The organism is Marinobacter shunpengi, from assembly GCF_045449695.1.
In the GTDB taxonomy this organism is placed as follows: Bacteria; Pseudomonadota; Gammaproteobacteria; order Pseudomonadales; family Oleiphilaceae; genus Marinobacter.
This window is the reverse complement of the sequence record NZ_JBJJKZ010000013.1, coordinates 460271-486674: the sequence shown is the minus strand read 5'-3', so window position 1 is coordinate 486674 and position 26404 is coordinate 460271. Positions and strand designations below refer to the sequence as shown.

General features: G+C 61.8%; 27 protein-coding genes. 16 read left to right on the top strand and 11 right to left on the bottom strand.

Going from position 1 to position 26404, the window contains the following annotated elements; genetic code table 11:
* The first annotated feature begins 81 nt into the window (after nucleotides 1-81).
* On the top strand, nucleotides 82-1170 hold the full coding sequence (locus ACJO2E_RS11485; RefSeq protein WP_406964013.1) for a BamA/TamA family outer membrane protein: 1089 nt from the start codon (nucleotides 82-84) through the stop codon (nucleotides 1168-1170).
* On the opposite strand, the gene ACJO2E_RS11480 is transcribed toward ACJO2E_RS11485, so the two are convergent.
* Nucleotides 1167-2276 (bottom strand): mechanosensitive ion channel family protein, encoded by a 1110-nt coding sequence (locus ACJO2E_RS11480; protein ID WP_406964012.1) that lies wholly within the window; start codon nucleotides 2274-2276, stop codon nucleotides 1167-1169. The two genes, ACJO2E_RS11485 and ACJO2E_RS11480, sit on opposite strands and share 4 nt — an antisense overlap.
* 275 nt (nucleotides 2277-2551) lie before the next feature.
* Between ACJO2E_RS11480 and sodN the strand changes: the two genes are divergently transcribed.
* The 6 genes from sodN to ACJO2E_RS11450 all read left to right on the top strand — a co-directional run bounded on the left by sodN (nucleotide 2552) and on the right by ACJO2E_RS11450 (nucleotide 6459).
* Nucleotides 2552-3052, top strand: a complete 501-nt coding sequence (sodN, locus tag ACJO2E_RS11475) for a superoxide dismutase, Ni (RefSeq protein ID WP_406964011.1) — start codon at nucleotides 2552-2554, stop codon at nucleotides 3050-3052.
* Complete coding sequence (locus ACJO2E_RS11470) at nucleotides 3052-3381, top strand: S24/S26 family peptidase (protein WP_406964010.1); 330 nt, start codon at nucleotides 3052-3054, stop codon at nucleotides 3379-3381. The genes sodN and ACJO2E_RS11470 overlap by 1 nt, the downstream gene beginning before the upstream one ends.
* Before the next feature lie 66 nt (nucleotides 3382-3447).
* Nucleotides 3448-4020, top strand: a complete 573-nt coding sequence (locus ACJO2E_RS11465) for a HupE/UreJ family protein (protein ID WP_406964009.1) — start codon at nucleotides 3448-3450, stop codon at nucleotides 4018-4020.
* 218 nt (nucleotides 4021-4238) lie between these two features.
* The gene (locus ACJO2E_RS11460; RefSeq protein WP_406964008.1) at nucleotides 4239-4622 is read left to right on the top strand and encodes an encapsulin-associated ferritin-like protein; all 384 of its coding nucleotides are present in this window, start codon (nucleotides 4239-4241) and stop codon (nucleotides 4620-4622) included.
* 5 nt (nucleotides 4623-4627) lie between these two features.
* Nucleotides 4628-5434 (top strand): family 1 encapsulin nanocompartment shell protein, encoded by an 807-nt coding sequence (locus ACJO2E_RS11455; protein ID WP_406964007.1) that lies wholly within the window; start codon nucleotides 4628-4630, stop codon nucleotides 5432-5434.
* A 5-nt stretch (nucleotides 5435-5439) separates the two neighbouring features.
* The gene (locus ACJO2E_RS11450) at nucleotides 5440-6459 is read left to right on the top strand and encodes an FAD-binding oxidoreductase (protein ID WP_406964006.1); all 1020 of its coding nucleotides are present in this window, start codon (nucleotides 5440-5442) and stop codon (nucleotides 6457-6459) included.
* Between the two features lie 17 nt (nucleotides 6460-6476).
* Here ACJO2E_RS11450 and dgt read toward each other — a convergent pair whose 3' ends face one another.
* A complete protein-coding gene (gene dgt / locus ACJO2E_RS11445; RefSeq protein ID WP_406964005.1) occupies nucleotides 6477-8003 on the bottom strand; it encodes a dGTPase in 1527 nt (508 codons plus the stop codon).
* Nucleotides 8004-8148: 145 nt separating this feature from the next.
* A complete protein-coding gene (locus ACJO2E_RS11440) occupies nucleotides 8149-8289 on the bottom strand; it encodes a hypothetical protein (RefSeq protein ID WP_406964004.1) in 141 nt (46 codons plus the stop codon).
* Nucleotides 8290-8596: 307 nt separating this feature from the next.
* On the opposite strand from ACJO2E_RS11440, the gene ACJO2E_RS11435 reads away from it, so the two are divergent.
* The gene (locus ACJO2E_RS11435; RefSeq protein WP_406964003.1) at nucleotides 8597-9160 is read left to right on the top strand and encodes an NADPH-dependent FMN reductase; all 564 of its coding nucleotides are present in this window, start codon (nucleotides 8597-8599) and stop codon (nucleotides 9158-9160) included.
* Nucleotides 9161-9204: 44 nt separating this feature from the next.
* Here the strand turns inward: ACJO2E_RS11435 and ACJO2E_RS11430 are convergent, their stop codons facing one another.
* The gene (locus ACJO2E_RS11430; RefSeq protein WP_406964002.1) at nucleotides 9205-9519 is read right to left on the bottom strand and encodes an AzlD family protein; all 315 of its coding nucleotides are present in this window, start codon (nucleotides 9517-9519) and stop codon (nucleotides 9205-9207) included.
* Complete coding sequence (locus ACJO2E_RS11425; RefSeq protein WP_406964001.1) at nucleotides 9516-10256, bottom strand: AzlC family ABC transporter permease; 741 nt, start codon at nucleotides 10254-10256, stop codon at nucleotides 9516-9518. The genes ACJO2E_RS11430 and ACJO2E_RS11425 overlap by 4 nt, the downstream gene beginning before the upstream one ends.
* Nucleotides 10257-10427: 171 nt before the next feature.
* On the opposite strand from ACJO2E_RS11425, the gene ACJO2E_RS11420 reads away from it, so the two are divergent.
* On the top strand, nucleotides 10428-10883 hold the full coding sequence (locus tag ACJO2E_RS11420) for an aminoacyl-tRNA deacylase (protein WP_406964000.1): 456 nt from the start codon (nucleotides 10428-10430) through the stop codon (nucleotides 10881-10883).
* Nucleotides 10884-11058: 175 nt separating this feature from the next.
* Entirely contained in the window at nucleotides 11059-12420 is a 1362-nt protein-coding gene (locus tag ACJO2E_RS11415; protein WP_406963999.1) for an MBL fold metallo-hydrolase RNA specificity domain-containing protein, read from the top strand.
* Nucleotides 12421-12423: 3 nt separating this feature from the next.
* Here ACJO2E_RS11415 and ACJO2E_RS11410 read toward each other — a convergent pair whose 3' ends face one another.
* The 3 genes from ACJO2E_RS11410 to ACJO2E_RS11400 all read right to left on the bottom strand — a co-directional run bounded on the left by ACJO2E_RS11410 (nucleotide 12424) and on the right by ACJO2E_RS11400 (nucleotide 16958).
* Nucleotides 12424-14034: a BCCT family transporter gene (locus tag ACJO2E_RS11410; protein WP_406963998.1), complete on the bottom strand. Its 1611-nt coding sequence runs from the start codon at nucleotides 14032-14034 to the stop codon at nucleotides 12424-12426.
* A gap of 106 nt (nucleotides 14035-14140) precedes the next feature.
* Entirely contained in the window at nucleotides 14141-15241 is a 1101-nt protein-coding gene (locus ACJO2E_RS11405) for an ABC transporter substrate-binding protein (protein ID WP_406963997.1), read from the bottom strand.
* Nucleotides 15228-16958 (bottom strand): chloride channel protein, encoded by a 1731-nt coding sequence (locus tag ACJO2E_RS11400; RefSeq protein ID WP_406963996.1) that lies wholly within the window; start codon nucleotides 16956-16958, stop codon nucleotides 15228-15230. Before ACJO2E_RS11400 ends, ACJO2E_RS11405 begins: the two co-directional genes overlap by 14 nt.
* A 269-nt stretch (nucleotides 16959-17227) precedes the next feature.
* Here ACJO2E_RS11400 and ACJO2E_RS11395 point away from each other — a divergent pair, with 269 nt between their 5' ends.
* Together ACJO2E_RS11395 and ACJO2E_RS11390 are read left to right on the top strand one after the other, a co-directional pair.
* Nucleotides 17228-17641 (top strand): MarR family winged helix-turn-helix transcriptional regulator, encoded by a 414-nt coding sequence (locus tag ACJO2E_RS11395; RefSeq protein ID WP_406963995.1) that lies wholly within the window; start codon nucleotides 17228-17230, stop codon nucleotides 17639-17641.
* 21 nt (nucleotides 17642-17662) lie between these two features.
* The gene (locus ACJO2E_RS11390; RefSeq protein ID WP_406963994.1) at nucleotides 17663-18541 is read left to right on the top strand and encodes an alpha/beta hydrolase family protein; all 879 of its coding nucleotides are present in this window, start codon (nucleotides 17663-17665) and stop codon (nucleotides 18539-18541) included.
* A 4-nt stretch (nucleotides 18542-18545) separates the two neighbouring features.
* Here ACJO2E_RS11390 and ACJO2E_RS11385 read toward each other — a convergent pair whose 3' ends face one another.
* A complete protein-coding gene (locus ACJO2E_RS11385) occupies nucleotides 18546-19442 on the bottom strand; it encodes a DMT family transporter (RefSeq protein ID WP_406963993.1) in 897 nt (298 codons plus the stop codon).
* Between the two features lie 130 nt (nucleotides 19443-19572).
* Here ACJO2E_RS11385 and ACJO2E_RS11380 point away from each other — a divergent pair, with 130 nt between their 5' ends.
* Both ACJO2E_RS11380 and ACJO2E_RS11375 read left to right on the top strand, forming a co-directional pair.
* Nucleotides 19573-20457 carry a LysR family transcriptional regulator gene (locus ACJO2E_RS11380; RefSeq protein ID WP_406963992.1) on the top strand — a complete coding sequence of 295 codons (885 nt, stop codon included), beginning with the start codon at nucleotides 19573-19575 and terminating at the stop codon, nucleotides 20455-20457.
* 153 nt (nucleotides 20458-20610) lie between these two features.
* Complete coding sequence (locus tag ACJO2E_RS11375; RefSeq protein WP_406963991.1) at nucleotides 20611-21246, top strand: nitroreductase family protein; 636 nt, start codon at nucleotides 20611-20613, stop codon at nucleotides 21244-21246.
* 12 nt (nucleotides 21247-21258) lie between these two features.
* On the opposite strand, the gene ACJO2E_RS11370 is transcribed toward ACJO2E_RS11375, so the two are convergent.
* Nucleotides 21259-22155, bottom strand: a complete 897-nt coding sequence (locus ACJO2E_RS11370) for a LysR family transcriptional regulator (protein ID WP_406963990.1) — start codon at nucleotides 22153-22155, stop codon at nucleotides 21259-21261.
* A 155-nt stretch (nucleotides 22156-22310) separates the two neighbouring features.
* Here ACJO2E_RS11370 and fghA point away from each other — a divergent pair, with 155 nt between their 5' ends.
* Nucleotides 22311-23165, top strand: a complete 855-nt coding sequence (gene fghA / locus ACJO2E_RS11365) for an S-formylglutathione hydrolase (RefSeq protein ID WP_406963989.1) — start codon at nucleotides 22311-22313, stop codon at nucleotides 23163-23165.
* A gap of 14 nt (nucleotides 23166-23179) precedes the next feature.
* A complete protein-coding gene (locus ACJO2E_RS11360) occupies nucleotides 23180-24292 on the top strand; it encodes an S-(hydroxymethyl)glutathione dehydrogenase/class III alcohol dehydrogenase (protein WP_406963988.1) in 1113 nt (370 codons plus the stop codon).
* Nucleotides 24293-24363: 71 nt separating this feature from the next.
* On the opposite strand, the gene ACJO2E_RS11355 is transcribed toward ACJO2E_RS11360, so the two are convergent.
* A complete protein-coding gene (locus ACJO2E_RS11355; protein ID WP_406963987.1) occupies nucleotides 24364-26367 on the bottom strand; it encodes a TRAP transporter permease in 2004 nt (667 codons plus the stop codon).
* Between the last annotated feature and the right edge of the window lie 37 nt (nucleotides 26368-26404).

Sequence of the window (26404 nt, the reverse complement as noted above, 5' to 3'; positions counted from 1 at the left end):
TGTTCTATCCTGCAATGGGTAGAAGGTAGGGCCACCACACGAAGACACTGGCATAATACCGCTGACGCTGGAGATCAGGATGTGAAGGGACAACAAAAGGTATGGGTGTTGGCGGGCATCCTCTGGGGATTATCGGTGTCGGCGTTTGCTCAACCCGACACCCCGGTGAGTGAAACGGAATTACCGGACGAGAGCGCAGCGCCATCCCCCTGGCTACTCGTCCCAAAGGTGAGCAGCACCCCCAAAGTGGGTACATCCGCCGGCTTCCTGGCCGGTTACCTGTTCAGCCTCGACCAGGATTCCACCTCCTCCATGGTCGGCGCGGTCGGCAGCTACAGCAATACGGACTCGTTCCTGGGAGGGCTGTTTGCCCGGACCTTCTGGAACGGCGACAGCAGGCGCCTGCAGGTCTTTGCCGGTGGCGGCCGGATCAACAACGACTATTCGGATTTCCTGGGTTCGGGGCTGCCGGCCGCCACAACCGACGAGATGAAGGCCTTCTTCACCAGGTATCTCCATGAAATCGATAACCAGTGGTTCGTCGGTGTCCAGGGCGTCTACACCAACTACCTGATTGCGGGTGACGACTTCCGGACCCAGGAAATCCTCAAGTTAGCCGGCCTGAACGGCGTGGACTCCGGAGCCCTCGGCCTGGTCCTGATGTACGACAGCCGCAACAACCAGAATGCGCCTGTCTCGGGTATCCATTTTACCGCCAACAACTTCGCGTACCGGGAGGCCCTGGGAGGTGAGGAAAACTTTGACAGTCTCAATCTCGACTTCCGGCAGTACCTGCCCCACGGTGATGGGCACGTGCTGGCCTACCACGTCAGCGGGCGCTGGACCCATGATGCGCCCAACAGCGGCTATTCCAGCGTAACCCTCAGGGGCTATACCCGGGGGCAATACCTGGCGCCACACAGCACCAGTGTTGAAGTTGAGGAACGCCTGCATGTCCGGGACCGTATCAGCATCAACCTGTTTGCGGGCGTTGCCTGCCTGTATGGTGACGACAAAGAATGCGGAGACAGTGACAACCTCTATCCCAGCTACGGACTGGGCGGGCAGTATGTCATCAAACCCTCCGAGAATATGGTGGTTACCATGGACTACGCCAAGGGTGAAGGCGACAACAGCGGTTTCTACCTGCGATTCGGCCAGGCCTTCTAGCCATGGGGTGACCTGGCCCGCTCATCCGAAGAGTCATCCGATTCACCCTCCTCAGGCGCGGTGTCCACCAGGCGCGCGCGCAACCGGGGCAATTGCGAGGGATAGTGCTGCTGGATGAACGTCACCAGTCCTTCCCGGATGGCGCATCGCAGATCCCAGTTCTGGCTGGAATCCGGCGCACTCATCAGGAAGCGGATCTGCATGGCCTGGTCACTGGAATCGGTGACCTGAACCGTCGCCACCTGCCCATCCCACTGTTTCGCGATGCCCAAAAGCCGTAAGAATTCCTCACGCAACGGCTCGACGGGCATGGTGTAGTCCACCCAGATAAAGACCGTGCCCAGCATATCCGCGGTGTTGCGGGACCAGTTCTGGAACGGGTTTTCAATGAACCACTGCAACGGCACGATCAGACGTCGCAGGTCCCATACCCGCAGGACCACATAGGTGGCGGTCACTTCCTCGACCCAACACCACTCACCCTGGACATGGAGCACATCGTCGATACGGAAAGGCTGGGTAAGCGCTATCTGCATACCCGCCAGCAGGTTGCTGAGCACCGGTCGGGCGGCAAAGCCCAGTATGATACCGCCAACCCCGGCGGAAGCCAGCAGGCTGGCACCCACCTGCCGTACCGATTCAAAAGTCATCAGCGCGGCGCCAATGCCTACGATGATGATAAGGATGTTCAGGCAGCGAACCAGGAAACGGGTCTGGGTTTCCACTTTCCGGGCCCGCCTCCACTGCCCTTCCAGCACCGGATTGAGCAGTACGATCACCTCGCCGATCACTGATGTCAGGCGAACCGCCGCCCAGGTCAGGGACAGGATCAGCAACAGTGTGGTCGCCTGTTGCACGGCAGAAAGGAGTGGCAGGTCATCCGGTGACGCATTGAGCATGCCCTGGAGTACCAACAGGCAGGAGACCACGCCCAGTGCCCGGGCGGCCGCGTCCAGGAACAGGCGTGGTACCGTTCTGCGTTCGGTGAAACGCCGGATCAGGGCCAGCGACACCTTGTACACGAGGTAGGTGGCGATCACGGCAAACAGCGCCGACAGGCCCGGTATCAACCACGCCTGCAGATCCGCTTCCACAGCTTGCAGCATCACTGCCTCCATCCCAGTCCAGTATCGATAAACCTACGCGATACACTGCGGAAACGCCAAACCGGCGCCCCCGGGACGCCAACAATCATGAAGTAACGAACATCTTACTGGCGACCGCATCGACTACATTGAGTTTTTAAGGGTTCGATAACACCGGTTCTGACAAACACCCTTGGCATACTTCCCCAGGTTTCTATAGACTTTAAATGCTATTGATTTTCATTTGTCTTTAATTGTATTTAACAGACCGCCCAGCGTAACAGAAGGAGCGCCTCATGATACGCAAGCTACTGACATGGTATGACCGCAAGGTTGGCGTGGAAACCGTCGCCGCCCACTGCGATATACCCTGCAAGATCTACGACCCCATCAGCGCCCAGATCGCGGCTCTGAGTGTTCTCCGGTTCATGGACCTGATTGCTGACCTGGACACCAAGGATTTGCTGACGGTGGCCGACCAGGCCCAACTCAGCCGCCTGGTGCGGGAAAAGGAAGATCACGCCGAAAAGGCCAAGCACGAGGTGCGGGTGATCTGGGGCGACTACTTCAAGCAACCCCAGTTCGACAAGTACCCGGATGCCAGCGAGCTGGTACACAACATCATGCTCGCGGGCTCTGCCTGCAAGCAGGGCATCGAACGGGACAAGGGCGAAAAGCTGTTGGCCCTGGTCAATGAATTCGCCGAGGCTTTCTGGACTACCAAGGATGTGGGCACCTTCCGGGCCACCTGCCCGTATCCGCCCCAGGAAACCGTGGTCTACCCGAAGCTGGACTGATGCAACTGAAACTCTACCGGGTAATCGGTGACAGCATGCTGCCGGACCTCGCCGCGGGTTCCTTCGTCGTGACCCTGAGGCATCGCGCTCAGACCCTGCGGGTAAACGATGTCGTCGTTGTGGAGCACGCCATTCACGGGCGCATGATCAAGCGCGTGATAGGCATTGGACAGGCCGGAGCCCTGTCGCTGGCGGGTGACAATGCCGCCCGGAGTACCAGCACAGAAGCCCTGGGGCCCATCCCCCCGGAACGGGTGCTCGGAAGGGTGATCTGGCGTATCCCCGGCATCACCGGGAGCACGCCCCGCACCCCGTCCTCCCTGCCCTGATCAGGGCTGTTGGCGACCCGCGGCATTAAAGGAATTCAACAGATCCAAACAGGTTGGAGACACACCATGAAACCAAGTCAGAAAATCCTGATCACTATCGCCCTGATGCTGACCACCACCACCGCCATGGCACACCCCGGACATGCCGAAGGCGGCTTCCTCAGTGGCCTGCTGCACCCCCTGATGGGCCTGGACCACCTGCTGGCCATGGCGGCCATCGGCTTGTGGAGCATACGCCAGTCCACTGTCATGAAACGCGGCACGCCCCTGTTCGTCATCGGCGGCATGCTGCTGGGTGCGGTGATGGCCTTCGGCGGCCTTAACCTGCCCTTTGCGGAGATGGGCATCACCCTGTCCGTGCTGATCGCAGGCATCCTGATTGCCTCCCTGGCAAAGCTGCCCACGCTGGTCGGCGCCACGCTGGTGGGGGCCTTCATGGTCTGCCATGGCTTCGCCCATGGCGCGGAAATGCCGGCGGGCGCCACCCTGGCCGCCTACATGGCCGGTTTCTCCATCTCGACACTGGGCATCACCCTGGCGGGAAGTGGCCTGGGCGCCCTGCTGATGAAGGCCGACAACCGCATCACCCGCGGCATTGGCACCGCCCTGGCGGTGACCGGCGCCGTGCTGGCCTCCTGAAACCGGACCCGAACGGCAAAAGGCCGACTTCGGCCCTTCAGAGCCCCGGCCCACCCGGGGCTCTGTCATTCAAGGCGCCGCGAAAACGCCCGATTTATTGCACCTCGGCAACATCAGACCTGTCCACCTTGAAATCACACCTTCCCGGCATAAGCTCAATAGGTACGCGCAACATCTTTCCACCATGAATTCACCGCGCATTCATTACGGAGAGCAACATGGCAGGTGCAAGCGACAGTTACCATGAGCCCATTGAACAACTGACCGACAGGACCCGGGACATGCATCGCGCCCTGGTCTCCGTACAGGAGGAGCTGGAGGCCGTCGACTGGTACCAGCAGCGGGCGGATGCCACCACCGACGAGGAGCTCAAGGGCCTGTTGCTCCACAACATGCGGGAGGAGATCGAACACGCCTGCATGGTGCTTGAGTGGCTGCGACGCAACCATCCGGATTTCTCCGCCCAGATGGACATCTACCTCTACACCACCAAGCCGATCCTTGAGGCGGAGGAAGAGGACGCCAACCTCAGCGGCGCAAGCCAGGACACCTCCACCAGGTCGCTGAACAAATTCACCATCGGCTCCATGAAGGGTGAGTAAACGCCATGAACTATCTCAACCGGGAAAATGCCTGTTTTTCGAAAGAGATCTGGGAACGGATTGACGAGGCCGCCATTGGCGCGGCACGGGAGGTTCTTACCGGGCGCCGCTTCCTGGAAGTGGACGGCCCCTACGGCGTGGGCCTGACCGCCATTGAAGTGGGGGAAGAAGACTACTGCCGCCAGCCTGCGCCGGAAGAAGCCGGCGCAGTGCTCAGTCGCGCCAGCGCCATCCCCATGCTGCGCAAGAGCTTTGGCCTGAGCGTCCGCCGGATCGAGGGCTACGAGTCCATGGGCCAGCCCCTGGACCTGCGCTCCGTGGAAGACGCTGCCGAGGCGGTGGCCCGCCGGGAAGAGGAATTCATCTACTATGGTCAGCCGGATTTCGGACTGGAAGGCCTGCTTACCGCCAAGGGCCGCAACGAGGTCAAGTGCGACGACTGGAGCAAGGTGGAACAGGCCCTTAACAATGTGCTCGCTGCGGTTAACCACCTGGACGAGAATGGCTTCCACGGCCCTTACGCCCTGGCCCTGTCTCCCTCCTGGTACAACCTGCTGTTCCGCCGGTACGAGGGGACCGATATGCTGCAGCTCGAACACCTGAAGCGGCTGTGTGAGGTGGGTGTCTTCAAGGCGGAAATCGAAGGTGGGGTACTGCTGGATCCCCGGGTTGGCCGCATCATCATCGGCCAGGACCTGATGACCGGCTATTCCTCCAACGATGGCATCCATCACCAGATGTTTGCCAGCGAGAGCCTGGTCATGCGGGTGGAGGAACCCGGTGCCATCTGTACCCTGATCCGGAAGAAATAGCCACCATGACCACGGAGTCAGACCTTTTCCGGGCACGCCAGGCTACCCGACAGGCGATGACGGAGGTGGAGAGACTGGACCAACGCCAGTTCCGGTGCGGTGACGAAGCCCTGCGCTCGACCCTGCACAACATTGGCCAGCGCAAGTCGGAACAGACCTGGCGAATGCTGGCGTGGTTACAACACCATGAACAGCACAGCATTCCGATATCGGCTCCGGATCCGGGCCAGCCCGACATGTCAGGGCACGAGTCAGATACCGGACAGCCGGACACTCCGGCCCCGGACGCCCGGCATTCCGATCAAGGTGAATGGCCACCGTCTGGTAACGGTGATGTCGTACCGGTGATAGAACGACGGCAGGTCACCCCGGACCTGATCGTGTTCAGGGTCTCCCGTCCGGCAGGGTTTGAGTTTTCGCCGGGCCAGTCGGTCAAGGTGGGCCTGGGCGACCTGCGACGGTCCTACTCCATCGTCTCCGCCCCCCATGAGCCGTTCCTGGAACTCTTCGTGGAACTCACCCCCGGTGGCCGGATGTCCGAACGGCTACGAGGCCTTCAGGTAGGTGATTCTCTGGCCCTGGGCACGCCCAAGGGCGGTTTGCGGTTCGATAACGGAGTGCGGAACCACCTGATGATTGCCACGGTTACCGGTATTAACCCGTTCATCAGCATGGTGCGGGATTACCTCCATCGCGGGAAACAGGGCCATCAAATGCTGCTGATGCATGGCGCCAGTTACCAGGATGAATTCGGCTACCGGGAGGAACTGGAGACCCTGGCGGATGCACACCCCGACCTGCTGACCTACCTGCCCACCGTCAGCCGGCCGGACGAGCCCCGGAATCAGGGGTGGACAGGGCACACCGGTCGTGTCGACTCTCTGGTGGACGATGTCCTGGAACACCACGGCCTGGGCCCCCGGGACACGCGGGTCTATGCCTGTGGCCATTCCGGCATGCTGGAAGCGGTCGCCGGGCAAGTGCAGCCACGAGGTTTCCGGCTGGAAACCGAGAGCTACGACTGAGCGATTCCCATAACCCGCTACAGGGTTTCCACTACGGAGAGGGTCCGGAATTCATCCAGCGCGAACTGGTCCGTCATACCGCTGACCATGTCCTGCATCAGGCGACAACGGCAGTAGCGTTCCCACAGCTCGTCGCTGGCATCATCCGGGGTATTTCCCCTCAGCGTCAGGTAGGCCCTGACGTGTTTGTCGGGAAGGCGTTTGAACAGCCGGCTCTCCACCAGCAGCCCCTTGCGACCGCCCTCCACCAGCCGGTCAAAATCCGCCTTTGACAGCACCAGCAGGGGGCGGTAGTGCTCCAGCAGACCGGAAATGATGCGGTACCCCTGCAATTCCAGGGTTTCCACCTCCGGCACCGAAAACACCTTCTGTACCGCCACCTGCTTCAGGGTATCAATGACGCTGTGACAGGGAGAATCATCCTCCAGGAGCGCCTGGTTCAGGCGGCCGTGGAAGATATCCTCAATGTTGTCGATAAACGCGCCCGCGGCATGGTCCACCAGCGGATGGATCAGGTTGACCCGCAACCAGACAAAGAACTCGTGGTCGGCATTGATGGGTTCCGCCCTGGCCATTCTCAAGGCGCCGTCCACCAGTTCCGCAAAGGACCGGTCCTTTTTCGGGCCCCGGAAGTGGCGTTCCTGGTGATCCTCCGGTCGCTGTTCGGCAAACGCCGACATCAGTGCCTCCGCCATGGCCGGAAACGTCATGATGCCCTTGTCGACACTGTCCTCCAGGTCCGCCAGGCAATAGGAGATGTCGTCCGCCGCCTCCATGATGTAGGCCAGTGGATGACGATGCCCGGGCTCCATACCCAGGGCCTGTTGCATGTCCGAGATGAACCCGGCTTCCGAAAAATAGTAGCCTGGCTTCTTTCGCAGGTAATGAAGCGGTTCCCCCTTTCCCGGTTTGGGTTCCGTCGCCTCACGGGTGTATTTGAAGATGCTGGCGGCCTGGACATAGGTCAGGTTGAGCTTCTGCAGGTGGCTGATCAGCCGCATCGCCTGGGCATTGCCTTCAAAGCAGGACAACTCCCGGAACAACGGCTGCCTGAGTGGACCGCTGCCGGCATCCCCGGCGAACGGCTCCAGATCCGGGAGGTTGTCCGAAAACCAGCGGGAAATGGCCGCCTCACCGAAGTGACCAAAGGGCGGATTGCCCACGTCGTGCATCAGGCAGGCCATTTCCACCAGGCTTTCCACGGCACGATCCAGCCCCTGCAGGCCATAGCGTTCCGCATCCCGCCCCAGTCGCTTGAACACCGTACGGGCAATGTACCGCCCGGTCTGCTGCACCTCCAGGGAATGGGTCAGGCGGCTGCGCACCGCCGCATTGCGCTCCAGGGGGAACACCTGGGTTTTCTGCTGCAGCCGCCGCACCGCCGCCGAATTGATGATCCGCCCCCGGTCGCTCTCCAACTGGTTCTCCAGCTTCCCGATACCACAGACCTTCAGGCTGAACCCGGACGGGTCTTCCTCCCTCGCTCTGCGGTTGTAGGGTCGCTCCAGGGAAAACCGGGGGGCAAAATCAATGGCATTGGTCATGCAGAGGCTCCGTGACGGCTTCAACAAATCGCGGTAGGGATCTACCAGCTCGCCTCCTTCATACTGCAACCGCAGGCCAAGGTCAAAGTCGTCGCACAACCAACAGTTCCAGCCCCATCATGCCAGCAAGGAAGTGTTCCCTGGCTTAGCCGAGATCGCGTTCATCCCAATGCCAGACGTAGGGGTCAAGGTCCTCAAAGGCGATAAGCGTGGCCCGGGTGGGGGTGGCAAGAATGGTCAGCAGGCAGAGTATTCCGATAGCTACCCAGAGTGTTGCGGCTTTCATGGCTCTCTCCTTCCTGAAGAAAGCTGATCATTTACTGATCGACCAGCGCGTCAACGTCAGTATACGTGACAGGTCAGCTTGCGATAAATATCGCCAGAAAGGTCAGGCATTAACTGGTTGTCATAATGCATGCCACTACACCACGCTATGGTCGGTCGGTGAAAACCGGATGTTCAATCCGATTGATTAAATCAGGCGGATATCTCCGTTATCACTCCGGGAAGCCACTGGGCTATAGTCAAACAAGTTACCCGGCTTCCCCCCAGGGAAGCCCCGTTCGCTAACCATTATGAAAGGAAGCCCAACCATGACACTGAAACTCCAGACCATTATCTGCAGCACCCGTCCCGGCCGTATCGGCCCACCCATCGGTCAGTGGTTCAACAACTACGCCAATCAACAGGGACAGTTCGAAAGCACCCTGGTGGATGTGGCGGACTTCAACCTGCCGGTGCTCGATGAGCCCAACCACCCGGCGATGCAGAAGTACGAACACGAACATACCCTGAAGTGGTCGGAGACGATCGCGGACGCCGATGCCTATGTGTTCGTCATTCCCGAATACAACTATTGCCCGCCACCCTCCTTCGTCAATGCCGTTGACTACCTCTACAAGGAGTGGAACTACAAGCCCTGTGGTTTTGTGAGCTACGGGGGAGCCTCCGGGGGTATCCGCTCGGCCCAGTTGGCCAAACAGCAGGTCACGACGGTGCGTATGATGCCGATGGTGGAAGGGGTCATGGTGCAGATGGCCTGGAATCTTCTCGACGACAAGGGCTTCCAGGCCCAGGACGTTCACACCAGTTCTGCAGCGTCCATGCTGGAAGAACTGAAGAAATGGGCCACTGCCCTGAAGCCCATGCGTCAATAATGGGCAGGAGCGGCCGGTGGGCAACCGGTCGCGCCCTCCTCCTTCTATCCCAGCAGAAACCGTATCAATGCCGCAGCGGCAATGCCCGCACCAATGGCCGGCAAGGCCCGTTGCGAGACCAGCATGATCACCGCTGTCGTCACCAGGGCGACAATCGCTCCCGCATCACCGCTGAACGCCATGGGCACGATGATGGCGATGAGCACGGAGCTGGCCATGGTGTTGATAAAGCTTTCGATACGGGGATTGATACGAACGAACGACATGATGAACACGCCACCCCAGCGGGTGGCCAGGGTCACCAGCGCCATCAGTGCGATAATGATCAGTATGCCGGTGGTGGTGGTTTCCAGTGTCATTGCGCCTGGCCCTCCGCGTCATGGTCACCGGTCCGGCGAGGTTCCAGCCAGAAGAACCCGATCACACCGCCGGCCAGCGCCCCCACCACCACATGGGTGTTCGGCGGCAACCAGTACCAGGCGGCCAGCGATGCCAGGGCCGCCACCGCCCAGGCCACCAGGGTCCTTGGCGTTTTCCGTCCGCCCAGGGCCATGGCCAGCAGGAAACAGCCCAGCACCATATCCAGTCCCAGGCTGTGGGGGTCCCTGAGCAGACCACCAAAATAGACCCCAAGACCGGTGCCCAGCACCCAGGCAAGCCACAGGGCCAGGCCGCCGCCCACAATGACCTCCAGGTTGCGACGGCCGTTCTGGTATTCCTGCGCCGATACCGCCCAGTTGGCATCGGTGAGCAGCAGAAGCAACGCATACCGTCGCCCGGGGGACATGTCCCGCAGCATGGGATACAGGGAGGCCCCCATCAGCAGATGCCTGGAGTTGATGGCAAAGACCACCGCCATCATGGGTACCAGCGACACCTCGGCGCCCCACATATCCACCGCCGCAAACTGGGACGCGCCGGCAAACACCACCGTACTCATCAGCAATGCCTGCAGGGGTTCCAGCCCTTCCTGCGTCGCCGCCAGCCCGAATGCCGCCCCGAAGGCGATGACAAACAGGGAGATGGGCAACAAGCGGAAGAATTCTGCTCGTACCCGGGGCGGCTGCAGGTGGTAGGAATAGCTGGAGGTAGTCATGTTAGGAATCTAACAGAGTTTTCAGGAATGGGCAGCGGGTGTACGTACATGCCGCAGCCAGCGCCTGTGCGCGCCTTTACAGGCTGCCGCTAACGGTACAGCAACATGCATGCTAAACTGAAAAAGTGCACAAATCATGGACTTTGTCACCTGAGTGAGGAGGGTAACACCATGATTAACCAGAAACTTCGGGATTTTCTCGACAGCAACGCCGTGAAGTACGAGGTGGAGGTCCACGAACCGACCATCGATGCCTCGCGGACCGCCCAGGCGGCCCACGTACCGGGCCGTGAATTTGCCAAGACCGTTATCGTCAAGGCCGATGGCAAGCTGTTCATGACGGTACTGCCATCCACGGATCAGGTACATCTGGATCAGTTGAAGCAGTCTATGGGCGCCAGGCAGCTGGAACTGGCGGACGAGGACGAGCTCCACACCGCCTTTCCCGATTGTGAAACCGGCGCCATGCCACCCTTCGGCAATCTCTACAACATGGACGTGTTTGTCAGCGAGCATCTGCGCGAGGACGACCACATCGTATTCAATGCCGGCAACCACAGCGATGTGTTGCGGATGAGCTACCAGGATTACGACCGTCTGGTGCATCCACAGGTGCTTCACTTCTGAAGCCTGTACGACCAGCCCTCCAACAGGCGGGCTGGTCGTGCCCGGCACAGTCACCCGGTACCGGGCACCTGGCGCGGGTTTATCCGATTTTGCCTGAAACCTGCCCGGGATCAATATCGGCCACGGGGAAACGATCCATAGTACCCAGGTACGTGACCGGCAATGGAGTATCAGGATGAAACTACGCTTTCTTGGGGGTGTGGGCACGGTAACGGGCTCGCGGTACCTGCTCAGCGATGACAGGCACCGGGTTCTGGTGGATTGTGGCATGTACCAGGGAGTGAAGACGCTCCGACGTCGTAACTGGGCACCGTTCCAGGTGGATCCCCGCACTATCAGCGCCGTGATACTGACACATGCCCACATCGACCACACCGGCTACCTGCCGGCGCTGGTCAAACAGGGATTTCGAGGCAGCATCTACTGCACCAGGGCCACCCACGAACTGTGCAAGGTATTGCTGCCCGATGCCGGCTTCCTCCAGGAGGAAGATGCCAGGTACGCCCATCGCAAGAAATTCTCCAAACACGAGAACCCGGAACCCCTGTTTACCGAGAAAGACGCCTATGAGGCCCTGAAGTATTTCGAGTCACGTCACTACCACGAACCCTTCGAATCCATACCCGGGTTCAGCGTAACCTTTACCCCGGCCGGACATATCCTGGGCTCCGCCTGTCTCCATGTCACCCACACCGACCATGACCGTACCGTGGTATTCAGTGGCGATGTGGGGCGGCAGGATGACCTTGTCATGCGACCTCCGGAGCCCATCGATCACGCCGATGTGCTGGTGTGCGAATCCACCTATGGTGACCGCCGCCACGCCGACACGGATCCAGAACAGGCGCTGACCGACATCATCAGCCAGACAGCCGGCCGGGGTGGTGTCGTGCTGATGCCGGCATTTGCCGTCGGCCGCGCACAAATGCTCCTTTACCTGGTGCATAAACTGATGGCCGAGGGCCGGATTCCTAAGCTTCCCGTCTACCTCAACAGCCCCATGGCCATTCGCGCCACCGAGATCTTCTGCCGTCACCACAGGGAACACCGGCTGAGCCAGACGCAGTGCGAACTGATTGATGAGAACACCCGGTTCGTGCGCTCGGTGGAAGAATCCATAGAACTGACCGGGAGAACATTCCCCTCAGTGATTATTTCCGCCAGTGGCATGGCCAGTGGCGGCCGGGTCCTGCACCACCTGAAGACCCTGCTGCCCAATCCCCGTAACAGCATTGTCTTTGCCGGCTTCCAGGCGCCAGGCACCCGGGGCGACGCCATGGTTAACGGTGCGGAGGCAGTCAAGATCCACGGCGAATACTGGCCGGTCAAGGCACAGATCCATAATCTGGATTCCCTGTCCGCTCACGGCGACTATGAGGAAATCCTCACCTGGCTGGAACAGGGCTTGCTGAAACCGGAGCGGGTGTACGTTACCCACGGCGAAATGGTCGCCGCGGATGTAATGCGCAAACACATCCGCGAGCGTCTGGGCTGGACCTCAGAGGTACCGGAGCTGTTTGAAGAAGTGGACATCTGAGTCCTACAACTCCTCGGGCTCGGGTGGTCGCCCCACCTGGATTCCGGTCAGGTTCTCCTTCGACAGCCCCCGAAACAGGGCAACCATCATCGTGAACACCAGGATGAACATGGGCAGGCCAACCACGGTGATGACCTGCTGCAGGGCGGTCAGTCCCGCCTCACCGGCCAGCACGATCAGCATGGCCGCCAGGGCCCCCTCGGAGACGCCCCAGAAAACCCGCTGATGCCACGGTCCCGGGTCCGGCGTGCCTGTGCACAACATGTCCACCACCAGCGACGCGGAGTCCGATGACGTGGCAAAGAAGATCGCCACAATCACCACCGCCAGCCCCTGGATCAGGGTGGCTGCCGGGAAGTTATCGAAGAACGCAAACATGGCCAGGGGAATGCTTTCCTGCACCGCGGCGGACAGGGACCCCGCCTGGGCGCCCAGGGCGGCCCGGGCCTCCGCACCAATGCCGTCGATTTCCATGGCCGACCAGCCGAAGATGGCGAACCAGATCAGCGTGAAGATGGACGGCGCAAAGAGCACCCCCAGGACAAACTCACGGATCGTGCGCCCCCGGGATATCCGCGCCACGAAAATACCAATAAAGGGCGACCAGGTGACCGTCCAGGCCCAGTAGAACACCGTCCAGCTTCCCTGCCAGCCCCATCCGCCCTCTTCATGGGTGTATTCCGCCAGGGCATCGTTCCAGAAGGCCATGGGCAGGATGTTGGAAATGTAGAGGCCGAAGGTTTCCACAATCGCACGCAGCAGGAACACCGTCGATCCGGCCAGGAGCACGAAGATCATCAGCCCCACCGCCATGCCGATATTGATGTTGGACAGCAGCTTCACACCCTTGTCCAGGCCGGCCACAATCGAACAGACCGCTACCGTGGTAAGTACCACAATGATGACAACCTTGCTGGTCACGGAATCCGGTACCCCCAGCAACTCGTTCAGGCCGGCATTGATCTGCTGGGTACCCAGGCCGATCGACACCGCCACGCCGAACAGGGTGCCGAGGATGGCAAAGATATCCAGGGTCTTTCCGATCGGGCCATAGATACGATCACCGATCAGGGAGTAGAACACCGAACTGAAACGCATCGGCAGGTCATAACGGTAGATAAAGTAGGCGAACGCCAGTCCGGGCAGCGTGAAGATGGCCCAGGTGTGCAGCCCCAGGTGGTAGATGGAGAAACCCATGGCGTCATCGGCGGCCTGCACGGTGAAGGGATCGACGTCGGGTCTGGGTGGATTGGCGAAATGCGAGATTGGCTCCGCCACGCCCCAGAACATGAGCACGGTACCGATGCCCCCCGCAAACAGCATGGTGAACCAGGAGATATTGCCGTAGTCAGGCCGGGCATCGTTGCCACCCAGTCGGATGGAACCATAGCGGCTGATGGCCACCCACAACAGGAACACAACCCAACTGGTCACCCCGAAGATAAAGAACCATCCCAGGTTGGTCACGATCCAGGCCCGGCCTGCCCCGAAGGCGTCACCGATAGGCCCGGGAGCCACCAGCAGGGCAACCAGGAAGGCCACCATGATGCCGGCGGACACGAAGAAAATGGTCGGATTGGTCCTGAGCCCGAGCTTTCTCGCCAGTGCTTCCATCACCTGCCCTCCCCTTTTTTGTTACAGGCTCTTTGCTGAAAGGTAGGAGGCATGGAGCCGATAGGCCAACTAATGAGTGAAAATTCATCTTCCCGGTGACTGGAACTCACCGGTCTCCTGCATCCCCCTTACCTTCAAGCCACTCCCGAAACCACTGTTCACGGAGGTTGACAGTCTGGGAATACCAGCGATGGTCACGGATAACCGCCTCGTCCATATGATCTGGCGCGGTGGGCATATGGGCCCGCATGGGGATGCCCGCCTCCACATGGAGCCCAACGCGACGCCGGGCCGAGTGGCGGGCGGGACCGTAGCTGATCCGGTTGGCCTGGGCGGCCATGTTCTCCGTACGCGTGGCAAAACCGATAAACTGCCGGGCCAGGTCCGCCTGGTCCGTGCCCCGGGGGATGGCCCAGCTATTGAACCCCACCAGTTGTCCGTCCCAGATCACGGAAATGGGTGCACCCTCCATCACCTGGGCCTGGAAGAAGCGCCCGTTGTAGCCGGAGGCCATGGCCACTTTGCCACTGGTCAACAGTTCCACCGGCTCGTCACCCCGGGTCCACCAGACAATCTCCGGACGAATCCCGTCCAGGCGCCGGAACGCCAGGTCCAGCCCCCGTCGTGTGCTGAGCAGGTCATAGAGTTGCTCCCGGGGCACCGACAGGGACAGCAACGCCCACTCCAACAGGCCCACGGGGGCCCGCCGCAAGGCCCGCTTGCCGGGAAAAGTCTCCAGGTCGAAGAAATCCTCCACACGACGGGGCTTTACCCCGGGAAAGGCCCGGTCGTCGTAGGCAATGACGGTTGAAAACACGATCTGGGTGATAAAGCAGGGATCGATGGCACCGTCCATGAAGTCCTGCTCCGGTGCCGTGCCATCGGGGGCCGGTTCCAGGATGTCCGGGGAAATCGGATCCAGTAATCCTTCATCGCAGGCGGCCCGGGCATCCGACTGGATCATGTCGATGACATCCCATTCCACCTGGCCGCTGGCAAGATGGTCACGAAGCACCTGCAGGCCACCGTCGTAGGCCACGGTACGCACCTCGATACCGGTCTGCTCGGTGAACGGTTCAAAGTAGGCCTCCCGCTGGCTGCCCTCGTAAGCCCCGCCCCAGGTGGCCACGGTCAGTACCCGATCTTCATCGGCCACCCCCAGGGCAGGCAGGAACAGCAGCGTGAACAGCAACCTAGGCAGCCTCATTCTCCTCCTCCCGCAGGTCATGGACGATTTCCAGGTAGGCCCGGATCACGGCTTCCTCCGGTACCACGCCAATCAGGCGGCCATCGTTTCCCGTCAATGGCACCGCCTCGCCCAGGAATCCCCGCAGCAGCTCCATGGAGCGCCAGACGGTGGTGTCCTCCTGGAATCGCGTCACATCGGTCATGACGCGAGGGTCTATGGCGGTGTCGGCGGTTGCGGATACCAGTTGTTGGAGCCTGACCATCCCCCGGAACAGACCATCGCTGTCCAGCACCATGGCCTCGGTACGGTTATCGTCCACCAGCCGCTGCCGTACCGTTGCCACCGTCTCGCCCAGGCGTGCGGTGGTGAAGGCGCGGGTGTGGTAGTCCCGGATCGGATGACTTTCCAGGATTGCCTTGTCGCGCCCCAGGGACAGGTCAAAACCACGGGCCTGGAGCTGGAGGTCAAACAGCGAGCGCCCCATTACCCGGTAGGAGATCAGGTTGGAGAACACCACCGCCACCATGGCGGCAATGGTCAGGTCATAACTGCGGGTCAGCTCGAATACGATCAGGATAGTGGTGAGCGGCGCCCCGATCACCGAGCTGGCCAGGGCCATCATGCCGCAGATGGCATAGACCTCCAGTCCGGAATACGGCAAAGGCAGCAGGTACGGCAGCACCAGGCCGTAGAAGGCGCCGAACAGGATGCCGATCAGCAGGGCCGGGCTGAACACGCCTCCCACAAAACCGAAACCGATACACAGGGCGGTCACCAGTAGTTTGGCGGCAATGATCAAGGCCAGCTCCCCCACCCCGAAGGCCCCCTCAATGGTGGCGAAGCGCAGGGTTTCCTGGCCAATGCCCAGTACCTCCGGTATCCACAGGGCCACCAGCCCCAGTATCGCGCCTGCCGTTGCCGGCTTCAGCCACGACGGCACCGGGTAGCGCCCGGCCAGGGAGGCACTGGCCCTCAACACCAGCATGAAGGTGACGGCCAGGCCCGCGCACAGTACCCCCTCCAGGGCGAACAGCACAAACTCGTAGCTGTGTTCCACCCGCTCGAAACTGACCAGGAACAGGGCCGGACGGTCGAAGATCACATTGGCAATGATGTAGCCCGTCGCCGAGGCCACGGTCACCGGGGCAAAGGCCCGCAGGGAGTAGTGCCGCAGGATCACCTCATGGGCGAACACCAGCCCGGCGATGGGGGCGTTGAAGGCCGTGGCAATGGCCGCCGCCACCCCGCAGGCAATGGCAATGGAACGTTGGTGACGCAGATTGAGCCGGATCCGGCCAGCAACGTTGCCGAACATGGCCCCCAGGTACACCAGAGGACCATACTGCCCCACCGAGGCCCCACACCCCAGGGACACCAGCGCCGCCAGGGTCGAGGCCAGGCCGCTGCGGAACGAGGGGGCGGGACGGCGGGTCTGGGCCGCGAGGATGGCATCCGGTGGTGCCAGCGCCCGGCGCTCCTGCACCAGCCAGCGGACTATCAGCCCCACCAGCAGCCCCCCGACCGCCGGTACCGCAACCGTCGCGGCCACCACCAGCAGGTGATGGTCCTCCGCCTGGATGCGGGCATAGGGCGATACCAGCAGGGCATCGTTCAGCCACAGTACGGCATCCACGAATCCGATGGCGGCCAGCGACGCGATACTGCCCACCACCACCGCGACCACCGTCACCATGGCGATCTGATAGACCGTTCTCTGAACGTCCTGCCTGTCCATCGTACCGACCCAGTCCTGGTGTGCCGTTGGTTAATTCGCTGACCTACTGCGTGACGCCGGGCCCTCTGGCCAAGGCGCCAGTCCGCCGGTGTGGTTTCCACATCAAGGATTGGCGGCACTGTCATTTCAATGTAGCAACGGCAGACGGGCAGGACCACACGGCTCCGGAGGACGTCGGAAAAGCGGATGAACCTTTACCCCACGGGTAATTGCGGCCATGTCCATGCCTGTAGTATATTTACTTCACATGTGAACTACATTGGAAAACCATGGATAAACGCCTTTTCTACCTGCTCAACATGGCCCGTCACCGGGTCTACCGGGTGGCGGACCAGCAGTGCGAGGAAACCCTGGATGTGTCCGTCACCCAGCTTGGCGCCCTGCTGGTGGTCGCCGCCAATGAAGGCTGTCAGCTCAAGGAAGTGGCGCAAAGCCTGAACCTCAACAACTCGGCCCTCACCGGCCTGGCCGGTCGCATGGAACAGCGCGGCCTGCTGGAGCGCCGGGCCTGCGAGGAAGATGGCCGATCCAGCCGCCTGCACCTGACCGACCTGGGGCGACAGAAGATTGATAGTGCCAAACCCATGATCCAGGCGTTGAACGACCACATGACCGAAGGATTCAGCAACGACGAGATCACCGTGATCCTGCGTTTTCTCAACCGTCTCGTCGAAGAATTCTGATGACCACACAGGAGTCCAACAATGAGCGCACAGGAATCCGCCCTGCAGGACGTTGTCCGGCAGGATGTCACGCTGACCACCGACGGTGGCCACCAGCTCAGCGTCCGGGTATTCCCGGCACAGGAGGCCCACTCCGTGGTTGTGGTTGCCGGCGCCATGGGCGTGGGCCAGCATTGTTACGAGAAGTTCGCCCGCTTCCTGGCTGGCCGGGGGTTCACCGCCATCACCTTTGACTACTTCGGTAGCGGCGTCTCCCTGACCACCCCCATGAAAGACTGCCCGGTACGCCTTACCGAGTGGGCGACGGAGGACTGCCAGGCGGTAATCCGGTTTGCCCGTGACCAATACCCTGGCCAGCGTCTGCACTGGATCGGCCACAGCGTCGGGGGCCAGCTGCTGGGCCTGACCCCCAACGCCAACGACCTGGACAACATCGTCACCATCGCCTGTGGCAGTGGGTACTGGCGCGAGAACGCGGCGCCCACCCGGCGCGTGGCCTGGTTACTGTGGTACTTCCTGGCACCGGTCAGCCTGCGGCTGCTGGGCTACTTCCCGGGCAAGCGGCTGAACATCGTTGGTGATCTGCCCCCCAATGTCATACGCCAATGGCGGCGCTGGTGCCTCAACCGGGAGTACTCGGTGGGTGCCGAGGGTCCGTCGGTCCGCCAGCAATATGCAGAAGTGCGGGTTCCCATTACCACGGTGGCCTTTACCGACGACGAGATGATGTCCCGGCGCAATACCGAATCCCTCCACGGGTTCTTCAGCAACGCGCCGGTGACCCTGCGTTTCATCGATCCGGCCGACATCGGCGAGACACACATCGGCCATCTGGGCTGGTTCCGGGAGCGATACCGGGATTCGCTATGGCGGGAGCACTTGCTCCCGCTGTTGCAGTAGGGAGTCACGGCTTCCAGTTCGCCAGCAGTACCCCGGCCATCAGGACGCCAACGCCCAGCCAGATTTCCAGGCCAAAGCGTTCACCGAAGAACACATAGCCCAGGAGCAGGCCCGCCGGTGCGATCACGAATCCGATCTGACTGAGGAACACCGGCGACGAGCGGCGCTGGAGCTCAAAGAACCCCAGATAGGCCAGCGCCGACAGCACGGCCTGGGCGACGAGCACCGGCACAACCTCCCACCCGGGAACCAGAACATCACCGGCACGCCCGGAGGCCACCAGCACCACGCCCACCAGCAACGCGCCGCTGAGCAGCATACCCGGCGCCAGGTCACGGGCCCCCGCCCCCACCGGCCAGGCCACGGTGCGATAGACATTGCCGATGGCCAGGGACAGCGGCACCAGCAGGCCAAACAGCATCCATGGCAGGGCGTCCACACTGATGCCGTTGCTGTCCGGAACCAGGATCCGAACGCATCCCAGCACCCCCAGCAACAGGCCTGCCAGACGGAGCACACTGACCCGATCCAGGCGGATCATCACCGACAAGGCGTAGGTAATAAGTGACGGCAGTGCGTAGAGGGTGGAAGTAAGCCCCGAACCTACCTGTGCCACCACCAGGAAAGCGATGGCATTGGGAATGGCAATCGCGGTCAGGCCGCTGACGAGGAAATACCGATAGCTGCCCGCAGGCAGGCTGCCTGGTGTTGGCCGGCGCCACAGCCACAGCAGGGCGCCGCCGCCAAGGGCCTGCCAGAAGGCATAGGCCATGGCGGACATGCCGGCCTCCATGGCGATACTCGCCAGAGGCAGCATCAGGGCGATCAGGAAGCCGACGGCGACCAGCAGCAGGTAGGCCAGGGGATCCCTTCGGGGTGCGGCGATGGCGTTGGCCTGCATGACAATAACTCCGGAACAGGTGAGAGAGTCCCCATTGTCATCGGCATAGCATCGGACATCGCCCCGTTTTTTGGAAAAACACTTTTTACCTGTGTCAGACTTGTCGTCTCCCACCACAGCAGGCATAGCCATGGACCGACTCAAGGGCATCGAGTACTTCAAGCGTATTGTGGAGCTGGGCTCCTTCACGGCGGTGGCCGAAGAGTTCGGCTGCTCCAATGCGGTGATCTCCAAGTACGTGCGCTTCCTGGAGGACTGGACCGGCACCCGCCTGGTCAACCGCAACACCCGCACCATCCGCATGACTGAGGAAGGCCTGGCGTTCTACGATTACTGTGTACAGGTGCTGACCGGCACCACGCAGATGCTGGATTCGCTGAACGAGCAGGACACGCTTGACGGCACCCTGGTGGTGGCCTGCCCCGTCTCCCTGTCGGTCCGGATCCTCGCACCGGCCCTGTTCCGCTTCCAGCAGAAGCACCCGGAACTGGTGGTCCGGCTGCGACTCAGCGATGAAATGACCAACCTCATCGCCGAGGGCGTGGACCTGGCGGTCCGCGGGACCGGCACCCTCGACGACTCCGCCCTGATCGCCACCAGGGTAGGCGATATGCCCCGCTGCCTGGTGGCGTCCCCGGATTACCTGGCCTGCCACGGTACACCGCAGTCGGTCCAGGAACTGGCCACGCACCGGTGCCTGATCTTCAGCCTCAGCCAGGACAGCCAGCAATGGGAGTTTGGCGACGGCCGGGAGCGCCAGACGGTTGCCGTCAACGGGCCCATCATCGCCGACAATTCACTGATGCTGGTCGAGGCCGCCAGGGCCGGACTGGGCATTGCTCTGGTTCCCAGCGGCTATGTGCAGTCGGAGTTGCTCGCTGGCGACCTAACCACAATCGACCTGACCCCGGCACCTGCCCCAAGGACCATCTACGCGGTCTACCCGGCCCGCCAGCACCTGCCACGCCGGGCCCGGCTGTTTGTCGATCACCTGAAGGAAGAACTGGCGACCTGATTCCGCCAGGCGTTTCGTGAAAAGTCCTTTTCCGGATCAGGCCTGTATCCAAGTCCTGGAAACCGTCAGTCTGGCTCCCGATCTCGCCGCTTCCCGAACCGTGTTCACCATGGGAAAGCGGCCCACCCAGACCAAACCGGACAGGAGACTCCCATGCAACTGATCGACGCACTGAACTGGCGCTATGCCGCCAAGCGAATGAATGGCCAGGCCGTACCCGACGAGACGGTGGACACCATCGTGGAGGCCGCCCGGCTGGCACCATCCTCCTATGGCCTGCAGCCCTACACCGTGCAGGTGGTGAAGGACCCGGCGCTGCGGGCCGCCATCCAGCAGAAGGCGGCTCCCCAGCCGCAGCTTACCGAAGGCTCCCACTTGCTGGTATTTGCCGCCTGGAACCGGATCACCGACCGGGAAGTGGATAGGTTCATCGAACTGATTGCCCGGGAGCGGAACCAGTCCAGGGATGAACTGAAGGGGTATGCCGACACCATCAAGGGTACCGTCAACGGCCTTGCCACCGACACGGAGAAAGGTCACTGGGCTGCCCGCCAGGCCTACCTTGGCCTGGGCATGGCACTTGCCGCCGCGGCCATGGCCCGGGTCGACGCCACCCCCATGGAAGGCTTCGATCCCCATGCCCTGGACCAGGTGCTGGGCCTCCCGGAACAGGGGTTGCACAGTGTGGTCATCGCCACCCTGGGCTACCGGGATACGGTACAGGATACCCTGGCCACCGCGAAGAAAGTCCGCTGGCCCCTGGCGCAGTTCCGCCAGCAGGTCGGGTGAGAATACCCGGACTCAGGCCGACGCCCCTGCCGGAGAAAAGGCATCAAATCGTTCTGCCAGGAAATCAATCAGCGCATTGAGCCGACGGGGGCGGAACCGGGTATTGGGATAGACCATCCAGACGCCACTGTAGGGATCGTGGAACTCATCCATCACCGACACCAGTTGGCCGCTGTCCAGGGCGTCAGTCAGATAGTAGTCCGGGAGCTGGACCAACCCCAGCCCCCGGATGGCGGCGTCCAGCAACACATATCCTGAATTGGCCCGGAAGCTCCCGGAGACCGGGAGTCGTTTCCGGTCTCCCCCTTCGTACACGTTCCAGAAATCATTGGTGCCCCGCAGGCAATTGTGTCGGGCCAGGTCCTCCAGGGAAGTCGGCACCGGGTGACGACGGAAATAGTCGGGGCTACCACAGATAAACTCGCTGCGGTCGCACAGCCGACGGGACAGCATGGACGAATCCTCCAGCTTGCCCATGCGGATGCCCAGGTCGAAGCCTTCTTCAATCAGGTCTACATTACGATTGGTGAGGAACAGGTCGATTTCGATACCCGGGTGCCGGGCTGCAAACTCATTGATAAAAGGCCCCAGGAACTTCTGCCCGAAGGAGGTCGCGCAGGTGATCCGAATCTGTCCCGTCAGGCGACCGTGCTCCTGGTTCAGGGTGCCTTCCGCCGCACGTATTCGCTCCAGGGCGGCGGCACATTCCGCGTAGAATGGTTCCGCCTCCCGCCGCAACCTGACTGTGCGAGTGGTGCGGAACAGCAGGTTGACGCCCAGTTCCTTCTCCAGGGTGGCTATCTGGCGGCTGATATGGGAGGCCGATACCCTCAGTTTTGCGGCGGCGGCGCTGAAGCTGCCCTTCTGGACAACCGCCACGAAGGCTTCGATGGATTCCAGGTGTTTCATGGTACGACTGCCATTGACTGCAAACAGGGGATTATTGTCGCTGAGCAATAATGATAAAGATAGGCGCACCACCGTGAAAAATACCGCTGTTATTCTTGGCGCCGTGATCTGGCCATGAAAGCCAGCCAGACAACCATTTCCCGGGAGTCGTTTTCATGCAGCAACTCGAACAGATTGCCCAGAACAGGGTGTTTGATGGCGTGGTAACACGCTACCGGCATCCGTCTGCCTCGACGAAGACAGACATGACCTTCTCGATCTTCCTGCCGCCCCAGGCCGAACACCAAGAGGTACCGGTGCTCTACTGGCTGTCGGGGCTGACCTGCACCGACGAGAACTTCGTGCAGAAGGCCGGGGCCTTCCGCCTTGCCAGTCAGCTCGGGCTGGCCATCGTCTGCCCGGACACCAGCCCCCGGGGAACCGACCTGCCCGGCGAGCATGACAGCTATGACTTCGGCTCCGGGGCCGGTTTCTACGTGAACGCCACCCAGGCCCCCTGGAGCGAGCACTACCGGATGTACGACTACGTGCTGGAAGAACTGCCGGCGATGATCAACGAGCACTTCCCGGTCAACGGCAAGCGCTCCATCAGCGGCCACTCCATGGGCGGCCATGGTGCCCTGGTGTGCGCCCTGCGCAATCCCGGCGCCTTCGAATCCGTTTCCGCCTTTGCCCCCATCGCCAACCCGAGCCAGTGCCCCTGGGGCCAGAAGGCCCTGGGCGCCTACCTGGGACCGGACCGTGACGACTGGCGGGAATGGGACGCCAGCAGCCTGATCCGCCAGGGCACCAGCAAACTGCCCCTGCTGGTGGATCAGGGCACCGCGGATCAGTTCCTGGAGGAACAACTGCTGCCATCCGCCCTGCAGGCCGCCTGTGCCGAGGCGGAACATCCGTTGGACCTGCGGATGCGTGAAGGCTACGACCACAGCTATTTCTTCGTATCCACCTTCATGGACGACCACTTGCGCTATCATTCCAGGGCACTGGGCCTGGATATTTCTGAATAACGAGGAGACATTCCATGATCAAATCCCGCGCTGCTGTCGCTTTCGGGCCCAACAAGCCCCTGGAAATCGTCGAAGTGGACGTCGAGCCCCCCAAGGCCGGCGAGGTGCTGGTGCGCATCGTCGCCACCGGCGTCTGCCACACCGACGCCTACACCCTGTCCGGCGCCGACCCGGAAGGCCTCTTCCCCACCATCCTCGGGCACGAGGGCGGCGGTATCGTGGCTGCCGTGGGTGATGGCGTCACGTCCGTGGAAGTGGGTGACCACGTGATTCCGCTGTACACCGCCGAATGTGGCGAGTGCAAGTTCTGCACCTCCGGCAAGACCAACCTGTGCGGCTCGGTCCGGGCCACCCAGGGCAAGGGCGTGATGCCGGACGGCACCAGCCGCTTCAGCTATAACGGCGAGCCGCTGTACCACTACATGGGCACGTCCACCTTCTCCGAATACACTGTGCTGCCGGAAGTCTCCCTGGCGAAGATCCCCAAGGAAGCCCCCCTGGACAAGGTGTGCCTGCTGGGCTGCGGCGTGACCACCGGCATCGGTGCCGTGCTCAATACCGCCAAGGTGGAGGAAGGCGCCACCGTGGCCATCTTCGGCCTGGGCGGCATCGGCCTGGCGGCGATTATCGGCGCGAAGATGGCCAAGGCCGGCCGCATCATCGCCATCGACATCAACCCGGCCAAGTTCCAGATCGCAGAAGAGTTGGGCGCCACCGATTTCGTGAACCCCAAGGACTACGACAAGCCGATCCAGGAAGTGATCGTGGAGATGACCGACGGCGGCGTGGACTACTCCTTCGAGTGCGTGGGCAACGTCCAGCTGATGCGTTCCGCCCTGGAGTGCTGCCACAAGGGCTGGGGCGAGTCCATCATCATCGGCGTGGCCGGAGCTGGCGAGGAGATCAGCACCCGCCCGTTCCAACTGGTCACCGGCCGGGTCTGGAAAGGCTCCGCCTTCGGCGGCGTCAAGGGCCGTACCGAGCTGCCGGAATACGTCAGGAAAGCGGAAAGCGGCGAGATCCCGCTGGACACCTTCATCACCCACAACATGAAGCTGGAAGACATCAACGAGGCCTTCGAGCTGATGCATGAGGGCAAGAGTATCCGGACGGTGATCCACTACTGATCCAACGGTACCGAAAAAGCCGCCGGGCACTCCACCCGGCGGCTTTTCTGGTTTGCCAGCGTCCCTTCTGATCAGTTCGCTGTTCGACTGCCTGCCGTCTCAAGCCCGCGACGATGGAAGATCAGCGCTACCGCAATCGCCGGAACAATCAGTACCGCACTGATCGCCGACAGTTGCAGGTTGCTGAGGGGCACCGGCCCACCGCCGGGCACCGCCAGCAGCAGACCACCCACGATCAGGGCCAGCCGGACCGGCCATTGCAGCACACCGCTGGCCGCCAGGTTACCCACCCCCAGCAACCAGCCCTGCATGGACCCGGCAATCAGCACCACGCCGGCCAATGCCTGCAGGATGACCACCAGCACCTCGTTCCAGCTACCCTGGAAGATCAGCGCCGGATTCAGCACAAACAGGAACGGGATAAAGTAGATCACGCTGCCCAGACGCATGGCCTGGATGCCCGTCTCCATGGCGCGGGCTCCCGCCACCGTGGCGGCGGCAAAGGCCCCCAGGGCCACCGGCGGCGTGATAAAGCTGAGCATGCCCCAGTAGAGGATAAACAGGTGCACCGCCAGCGGATCCATACCGCCGCCGTTCACCAGCGCCGGCGCCAGGGCCACGGCCAGGAAGATGTAGGCAGCGGTCACCGTCATGCCGATGCCAAGGATGAAGCTGGTCAGCGCCCCCATCATCAGCAATACCAGCGTGTTGCCCCCGGCCAGGTAGATCAGGTCGTTGGCAATGGTGCCCGACAGACCGGTCACCGACAGTGCCCCCACCAGTAGCCCGACCCCCGCCAGGATCGCAATCAGCTCAGCGAATAGCTTGCCCGCATCGAAGAAGAAATCCTCCACGTCCTGCCAGGCCCAGCGCTGGTACGGCAGCACCTGGTTGATCACCAGCAGCAATGCCGTGGCATAAAACGGGGCGGTGGCTTCCTGACGCAGGAAGAACAGCATCCAGATCAACAGCACGAACACGAAGATGAAGTACCACCCTTCCTTCAGGGTCTCCTTCAGGGACGGCAGTTCCTCCGCCGCCAGGCCCTTGAGGTCATGGCGGGCGGCGTAGGCGTCAATCTGGATAAACAGGCCGAGGAAATACAGCACCGAGGGCACCACGGCGGCCAGCGCAATGGTGCCGTAGGGAATGTTCAGGAACGCCGCCATGATAAAGGCGGTGGCTCCCATCACCGGTGGCATCAGCACGCCCCCGGTGGAGGCGCAGGCTTCCACCCCCGCTGCGTAGGATTTACCGAACCCCACCCGGCGCATGGCGGGAATGGACATGACCCCGGTGGTCATCACATTGGTAATGACACTGCCGCTCATGGAACCCATCAGCCCACTGGAGAACACTGCCACCTTGGCGGGACCACCACGGACATGGCCCAGCAGCGAGAAGGCCAGGTTGATGAAAAATTTGCCACCACCGGTCTTCTGCAGGGCAACCCCAAACAGCAGGAAGCCGATGACCAGGTTGGCAAAGGCCTGCAGGGGAATCCCCATGATGCCCTCACGGCTCATGGCCAGGTAGATGGCGGTCTGCTCCGGTGACGACGGGAAGCCCTGTATCGGCCCCGGCACCACGTCCGCGAAGATCGGATAGAGACTCGCCAGCCCCACGATAATGGCGATGGGCAGCCCCCCGGCCCGGCGAATCGCCTCCACTACCGTGACCCAGAACAGGAAACTCATCACCACCGCATACTGGGGCGCGGCGTATTCCCAGCCCTGGTCGAGGATCGGTTCCGCATTGACCACGAAGAACCCGCAGATGCCCGCCGACGCCACGAACAGCATGATGTCATACCAGGGGACGCGATCCCGGGCCGCATAGCGGTTCATTGGCCACAGCAGGAATACCAGCGGCAGCATCAGCGCCACCACCGTGTAGAAGAACTGGCTCTCCACCTGCGTGACCACATTGATCAGTTGCAGGTTGAACAGGTAATCGATGGTAAACAGTGTCAGCGCCAGGGTGAAAAGGCGCGGAACCCACGGCCAGAAGCCGCCCGGTCGCCGGATACCGGAGACGTTGTCCCGGTCCGGGGAGGTTGCGGGTGCTTGGGTCATAATGCAGCAACTCCTTGGAGGAAACCCGGCGGGAGAC